The following is a 7,076-nucleotide window of genomic DNA, read 5'->3' on the forward strand; positions in this document are numbered from 1 at the left end:
CTCAAGGCACTCCGTCGACTGAAGACCGGCTCATTGTCTGTCGAACATGCCGTCACCCTCGAGCGCCTCGATGCGCTGGGTGAGGCCGGTCGATGGGATACGGCTCTCCTCAGTCCTTTTGATGCGCTGGCTTCGTTGCCACACTGTTTGCTCCGTTCCGAAGTTGCGGATCGGGTCCGTCATGGAGCCCGTTTGGCCGTCGAAGAAGTACCCGGACAATGGACCGAGGGCGATATTGTTCGGTTGGCCGATACCTCAGAGAACCTTCTGGCGGTTCACCGGCTCGTTTCAGGGACGTTCGTGCCAGAGGTGGTCATGCCGTGAGAGTTCTTACCGGTGATCCAGGCGACTGGGAGATTGCCACCGAACGCTCGGTTGTGGCGATTGGCGTCTTCGATGGGGTTCATCGAGGCCACCAGGCTGTGCTTGATGAGTTGGTGTCTCTCGGCGAACGGACCAATGGACCGGGCACGGTGCGGGGTGTGTTGACCTTCGATCCTCATCCTCTCGCCGTCATCGCCCCTGACCGGGCTCCACGATTGTTGGGAACGATCCACCAGCGGTTGAGTGAGCTTGAAGCCCATGGGGTCGATGTCGTAGGCGTGTTGCCCTTCACCCGAATCAGGTCCATGGAACCGGACGAGTTCATCAAAGCTGTGCTCGTCGATGCGCTCGCCGCCCGGGCTGTGGCCGTGGGGGCCGATTTTCGTTTCGGGATGAATCGAGCCGGCGACGTCGCCACGTTGGTAGCGGCGGGCGAGCGCTGGGGGTTCTTGGTCGACGCGGTGCCGCTCTTGTCAGAACATGACTCACAACTCTCTTCTACTCGAATCCGGGTGCTGATCTCCGAAGGGAAGGTCGAAGAAGCCGCTGAGCTTCTCGGCAGGCCGTATGCCATCGAAGGTCCAGTAGTCCGCGGCGACGGCCGGGGTACAACCATTGGAATACCAACCGCCAACGTGAACTATGAACCGACCATCGTGTTACCCGAGACCGGGGTCTACGCCGGATATGCAATCCTCGAGCAAGAGCGGGTCCCGGCCGTGACCAATGTTGGGGTTCGCCCGACGTTTGACGGCCGCTCGGTGACCGTCGAGGCTCATTTGATCGATTGGGACGGCGACCTGTACGGGCGGGTGATTGAGGTGGAGCTGGCCCATCGGCTGCGAGCGGAACAGAAGTTTGCCGGGGTCGAAAACCTCGTGGCACAGATCCGCACCGATATAGCGGCCGCTCGCGATGTACTGAACGCCGATCGCCAGTCCACCAAGCCGAACGGCTTGGGCTAGCTTCACGGCATGGAACGTCGATTTGTTCGATCTGCTTCGCCCTTTGAGGAACGTTACGGGTTTTCAAGGGCTGTCCGGGTTGGTGAGGTGATCCGGGTGGCGGGCACTGCGCCCATACCGCAGGACGGAGCTTCAACCCCCCAGGGTCCCTTCGATCAGATGATGTTGTGCGGAACGATCGCCCTCGCGGCGATCGAAGAGCTTGGGGGTACGGCAGCGGGTGTCGTTCGGACCCGGATGTACATCACGGATGTCGCATTTGCTGACGAGGTCGGCAGGGCACACCGTCAGCTGTTTGATCAGTCAACTCCGCCGGCCACGATGGTGGTGGTGGCTGCGCTGCTCGATCCGGCCTGGAAGGTAGAGATCGAGGTTGAAGCCCTCGCCGGGTGATCAAGACCTCCAGTCGCCAGATACCCGGACGAATTGGCACATGCGTGGGACCTGTTACACTTTCAACCGTCCCACTTACCACCTCTGTCGAGTGGGCGTACATGTCGAGAAACATTGGATTCATGAAGACCACCGAAGAAATCATTTCCGAATTCGGCCAGCACGACTCTGACACGGGTTCGCCTGAGGTTCAAGTCGCTTTATTGACCGAGCGTATCAAGCATCTGACCGATCATATGCGAGAGCACAAGCACGACTTTCATACACAACGTGGCTTGCTCATGTTGGTCGGTAAGCGTCGTCGTCTGCTGAACTACCTGAAGCGCCAGGACGTCGAGCGATATCGCACGCTCATAACAACGCTCGGCCTTCGCCACTAAGACTTTGAGAAAGCGGCTGAACAGCCGCTTTCTTGATTATGGGGGAGTCACCCTCTTCCGAGTTTCGGGAAACCCCGAGATCACCTAAGAAACACCATCGGAGAAAGCCTGTCGATTGTCAGTGGAGACCGCTCCCGCGGGAGCTGTGACCACTGCCAATTGCGGCTCTTCTCCATGAAACAAAGGAGAAACCGTGCCAGAACATCAGGTACGTGGCCTAGTCGGTGACAAGGAAGTCACCATTAGCGCTGGAAAACTGGCCCTTCAGGCCGACGGAGCCGTAACCGTACAACTCGGCGGCGTGGAAGTTCTTGTCACCGCAACGGCATCGAAGACGATGCGTCCCGGTACCGACTTTTTCCCATTGACGGTCGATATCGAAGAGCGTATGTATGCGGCGGGTCGCATCCCTGGTTCGTTCTTCCGCAGGGAAGGTCGGGCCTCGGAGAAGGCGATCCTCACGTGTCGTTTGATCGATCGCCCACTGCGCCCGAACTTCCGCGATGGATTCCGGTGCGACACGCACATCGTCGGGACGGTTCTGGCCGTCGACGAAGAGCAGGCTTATGACATTCTTGCCCTCAACGGCGCTTCGGCGGCGCTGTCGGTAAGTTCGATTCCGTTTGAGCGTCCGGTTGGCGCCGTTCGTCTCGCCCTCAAAGATGGCGAGTGGATCCCGTTGCCAACCTTCGACGATCTCGACGAGTCGGTGTTTGAACTCACCGTTGCCGGGGTACGTAATCCCGCCGGCGAGATCGACATCATCATGGTTGAGGCCGGTTCGACGGTGAACGGCATTCGGATGGCCCAGGATGGAGCTCCGACCTCGGATGAAGCTGCCGTGGCCCGTGGGTTGGAAGAGGCCAAGCAGTACATCGGCCAATTCATCGATCTACAAACACAGCTACGTGCCATGTTCGACATCGAAGAAGTCGAGTATGAGATATCGGTTGACTTCACCGACGACGTTTACGACAAGGTGAAGTCTCTGGCCGCTCCGAAGCTTGAGTCGGTTATCCGGCTCCCGGGCAAAAAGGAGCGCGGCCTTGCCCAGAGTGCCGCCCGTGACGAGGTCATGGCCGAGTACGGCGAAGCCGATGAAGACGAGCTGGCGATGGTCAAGAAGGCTTTTGGCAAGGTTGCCAAGGTCATGATGCGTGAGCGGGTTATCAACGAGGGCATCCGTCTCGACGGTCGCGGACTCACCGATATTCGCGAATTGAAGGCGGAAGTTGGCGTCATCGGTCGTGCCCACGGTTCTGGTTTGTTCCAGCGCGGTGAGACGCAGGTCCTTAACGTAACGACGCTCGGCATGTTGAAGATGGAACAGATGCTCGACACGTTGGATCTTGAAACATCCAAGCGTTATATGCATCACTACAACTTTCCACCCTATTCGACTGGCGAGACCGGGTTCATGCGGGGTCCGAAGCGTCGCGAGATTGGCCACGGTGCGCTCGCCGAACGGGCGGTGCATCCGGTCATCCCAACGTCTGAAGATTTCCCGTATGCCTACCGGCTTGTCTCAGAAGTCCTGTCATCTAACGGTTCGTCCTCGATGGCGTCTGTATGTGGGTCTTCGCTGTCACTGATGGATGCCGGCGTGCCGATCATCGCTCCAGTGGCCGGCATTGCCATGGGATTGATCAATGAGGGTGACACGTTCATCACGTTGACCGACATCCTCGGTGCTGAAGACGCCCTCGGAGACATGGACTTCAAGGTGGCCGGTACGGCTGACACCATTACGGCGCTACAGCTTGACACCAAGATCGAAGGCCTTCCGGCCGAGGTATTGGCGAAGGCCCTCGATCAGGCCAAAGATGCCCGGCTGAAGATCCTGGCGGCAATGGCTGAAGCGATTGCGGGCCCTCGGGAAGAACTCAACCCGAATGCTCCTCGTATCATTTCGATCCGTATCCCCAAGGACAAGATCGGTGAGGTTATCGGGCCAAAGGGTAAGGTCATCCGTGAGCTCGAGGAAGAGACCGGCGCATCGATCGAGATCGAAGAGGACGGTGCCTACGGCATTGTTCGCGTCGGCGCTTCTGACAGTGTGAAGCTGGAACTGGCCAAGTCCCGGATCGAGGCCATTGCGAATCCGCCCGAGGCGGAAGTTGGCGAGACCTACGAAGGCACGGTTGTGAACATCACCAGCTTTGGTGCGTTCGTCAACATCTTGCCAGGCCGTGACGGGTTGCTGCATATCTCCAAGATCGACAGCGATCGCCGGGTCGAGAACGTCGAGGATTACCTGGCGCTTGGCCAGGCAGTCAAGGTGATCGTTCGCGAGATCGACCGTAACGGCAAGGTCAGCCTTGAGCCGGCCGAAGCGATTGAGCCATCGGAGGAAGCCAAGAACCGACCACCGTCGCAGAACACCGGTGGTGGCCGTGACCGTGACCGGGGTGGCGATCGTGATCGGGGTGGCGACCGTGGTGGTCGTGATCGTGATCGGGGTGGCGACCGTGGTGGTCGTGACCGCGATCGGGGTGGCGACCGGGGCGGCAATCGGAGTGGCAACACCCGTGACGGCGCCAGTCGTGACGGAAACCGCAGCAGTGGGAATCGTGATAGTGCTTCGGATCGGCCCCGTGAGGCGGCCGGTGATTCAGGCAACACGAGTCAGCCCGCTCGCAAGATGGTCTCGTTTGAAGACGAGTTTGGTTCAGAGGTCTAGTCGACCACAACCATTGAGTGAGGAACCCCCGGGGCAACTCGGGGGTTCCTTTTTGGTCGAATGCATGTCGGCATGCGACCGCTGGGCGGGTACGCTGTGCGACCTATGACTGCCAGTACCTCCCGACCGGTTCGCCGTATTGTTGACGGTGTCGCTGCCGATACCTCCGATCTCGTGGCTGTTGAGGAGCCACTGGAGATCCGGCTCGGAAATGTGCCGATCGCCGTCCTCATGCGTACGCCGGGAGACGATCCGGACCTCATTCGTGGTTTTGCCCTCACCGAGGCCATCGTTCTTGGTCCCCACGAGCTTGGCGAGCCGATCGATCTCGGGGAGGGCCGATGGGAACTGGCTCTCACTGATGGCGTCGTGATCGATCCAGAGCAATTTCGTCGCAATCTGTATTCGTCGTCGTCCTGCGGGGTCTGTGGCAAAGCCTCGATCGACGCAGTACTCATTACGGCCTCGGAGCTCCCAGCCGGCCCGAGGATCGGTGTGGATGTGCTGAACCGCCTCTCAGCTGTCATGCGGGTTCATCAACAAGGTTTCGACGCAACCGGGAGTTTGCACGCCGCCGCCCTCTTCACGCCGGCTGGGGAGTTGTTGACCATTCGTGAAGATATCGGTCGGCACAATGCGGTTGATAAGGTCGTCGGGGTGGCCCTGGTTGACGGATTCGACCTCGCAAACACGGTCCTATTTGTCTCCGGTCGGGTGTCGTTTGAGATTGCCCAAAAGGCCGCTGTGGCCGGCATTCCGATCGTGTGTGGGGTTTCTGCTGCGTCATCATTGGCCGTCGACCTGGCTACGCAGGTTGGCTTGACACTGGCCGGCTTTGTACGTGATGGCTCGCTCGTCGTCTATTCGGGCGTTCACCGATTGCACTGATACCCGCCAGCTGATCGTTCTCGGGCTTGGGGTAATCGGGTGGTCCGGCCGCTTCGCACAGACCGCGATAGGCTATGCGTCGATGCCCCTAACCTGCCGTCTTCAGTCGCGATGTTTCGTCATATGGTAGGACTGCGTCCGTGGACGATATTTCTAGGCGGGCTTGTTCTGGCCGGAATTTTTCAGATGTTCGTGGCCAGTGCTTTTGGCGATCCGGCGGCCATGCTCCAGGTGGGCGAGTCGTCTTCGGTGGCGCCGTTCATCAAGTCGGAACTCGGCGACGACATTCCCATCTTCCCTGATTTTGGACATGATGGGCAAGCTGCATACGTCATTGCCCGTCAACCCTTCGGAGGAGAGGCGGGGGACGCGTTGGGTGCTCCAGCCTTTCGCTATCGGCGCTGGCTATATCCTGCGCTCGGAGGGGGCATGGGAACGCTGTCGCCCCGTGCCACGATCGTGGGACTAGCCGTCTGGTCGGCGATTGGATTTGGGCTCGCCGCGGCTGCCCTCGTTGTGATCGGTGAGACGTACGGGGTTCGCTCTCGGCTGTTGGCTTTGGCGGTGTATCTCAATGTGGGGTTGATCCTTTCCACGGTGATTTCGACGCCCGACTCGCTTGGACTGGGGCTGTCGCTGGCCGGGGTGGCTGCCTACCGTAAGGATCGTCGGAGCCTTGCCGTGCTGTTGTTGGCGGCGGCCGTTCTCACCAAGGAACAATTCTTGATATTTGCGATTGCCGTGGCGATCGACGCTTGGATAGGGGGCCAACGACGGGCAGCTCTCAACTATCTGCTGGTGCCAGTCGGGGTCTTGGCCGTCGTCAGCCTGATTGTGGTCTCGGCTTTCGGCGGGAGCGGTGGCCTCGGCTCCAATGTCACGGCCCCGTTCTTCGGGATTGTCGAAGCGTCACACGACTGGAGTTCTGCCTACGTCGTTTCCCGACGAGCCTCCTATGTGAGTTTGTTCGGACTGGCGGCCATCGCCCCCCTAGCTCTCTGGTCCCGCCAACGTCTCATTATTCTCATGTCTGCAGGATGGTTTGCGGGAGCGGTCCTGGGAGGCGAGGTCGTGTGGCGGAAAGGAACGGATTCGCTCCGAGTGTTTGCGGCCCTCTGGCCGCTTATGGCGTTGGCGGCGGCCGTGGCGGTGCGGGAGCATCGGCGCCGGCCGACCGGCGAGAACTAGGCTCCCGGCATGCCGGAACTTCCTGACATTGTTGTCTACGTAGAGGCTCTCGAACGCTTTACCGTCGGCCAAACGCTCGAGAAGCTCCGGGTGCGCTCGGTGTCGCTGCTTCGCACCTACGACCCACCGGTGTCGGCTGTCGAAGGTAAGAAGGTTCTCGGGTTCCGGCGGATCGGTAAGCGAATCGTCTTCGAGTTCGAAGATGACTTGTTCATTGTTCTTCATCTCATGGTGGCCGGGCGCTTGCGCTGGGTAAAG

Annotated in this window: 8 protein-coding genes; all 8 read left to right on the top strand. The window is 59.8% G+C overall.

The window, feature by feature from the left end; genetic code table 11:
• The coding region (gene truB, locus JJE47_03875; GenBank protein MBK5266549.1) for a tRNA pseudouridine(55) synthase TruB at window positions 1-324 on the top strand (324 nt) is incomplete at its 5' end.
• Complete coding sequence (locus JJE47_03880) at window positions 219-1,289, top strand: bifunctional riboflavin kinase/FAD synthetase (GenBank protein MBK5266550.1); 1,071 nt, start codon at window positions 219-221, stop codon at window positions 1,287-1,289. The genes truB and JJE47_03880, both read left to right, overlap by 106 nt.
• Before the next feature lie 9 nt (window positions 1,290-1,298).
• A complete protein-coding gene (locus JJE47_03885; protein MBK5266551.1) occupies window positions 1,299-1,682 on the top strand; it encodes a RidA family protein in 384 nt (127 codons plus the stop codon).
• Between the two features lie 122 nt (window positions 1,683-1,804).
• Window positions 1,805-2,062, top strand: a complete 258-nt coding sequence (gene rpsO, locus JJE47_03890; GenBank protein ID MBK5266552.1) for a 30S ribosomal protein S15 — start codon at window positions 1,805-1,807, stop codon at window positions 2,060-2,062.
• A 193-nt stretch (window positions 2,063-2,255) separates the two neighbouring features.
• Complete coding sequence (locus tag JJE47_03895) at window positions 2,256-4,742, top strand: polyribonucleotide nucleotidyltransferase (GenBank protein MBK5266553.1); 2,487 nt, start codon at window positions 2,256-2,258, stop codon at window positions 4,740-4,742.
• A 105-nt stretch (window positions 4,743-4,847) separates the two neighbouring features.
• Window positions 4,848-5,630 (top strand): formate dehydrogenase accessory sulfurtransferase FdhD, encoded by a 783-nt coding sequence (gene fdhD, locus JJE47_03900; GenBank protein ID MBK5266554.1) that lies wholly within the window; start codon window positions 4,848-4,850, stop codon window positions 5,628-5,630.
• 123 nt (window positions 5,631-5,753) lie between these two features.
• A complete protein-coding gene (locus JJE47_03905; protein MBK5266555.1) occupies window positions 5,754-6,818 on the top strand; it encodes a hypothetical protein in 1,065 nt (354 codons plus the stop codon).
• Between the two features lie 9 nt (window positions 6,819-6,827).
• Window positions 6,828-7,076, top strand: a 249-nt coding sequence (locus tag JJE47_03910; protein ID MBK5266556.1) for a formamidopyrimidine-DNA glycosylase, incomplete at its 3' end; no start/stop codon positions are given.

The organism is Acidimicrobiia bacterium (assembly GCA_016650365.1).
GTDB lineage: Bacteria > Actinomycetota > Acidimicrobiia > Spongiisociales > JAENVV01 > JAENVV01.

What these genes read in the sequence shown, in the direction of transcription:
- JJE47_03880 (MBK5266550.1), top strand. Translation starts at nt 219, where the DNA reads ATGGACCGAGGGCGATATTGTTCGGTTGGCCGATACCTCAGAGAACCT.
- JJE47_03885 (MBK5266551.1), top strand. Translation starts at nt 1,299, where the DNA reads ATGGAACGTCGATTTGTTCGATCTGCTTCGCCCTTTGAGGAACGTTAC.
- rpsO (MBK5266552.1), top strand. Translation starts at nt 1,805, where the DNA reads ATGAAGACCACCGAAGAAATCATTTCCGAATTCGGCCAGCACGACTCT.
- fdhD (MBK5266554.1), top strand. Translation starts at nt 4,848, where the DNA reads ATGACTGCCAGTACCTCCCGACCGGTTCGCCGTATTGTTGACGGTGTC.
- JJE47_03905 (MBK5266555.1), top strand. Translation starts at nt 5,754, where the DNA reads ATGGTAGGACTGCGTCCGTGGACGATATTTCTAGGCGGGCTTGTTCTG.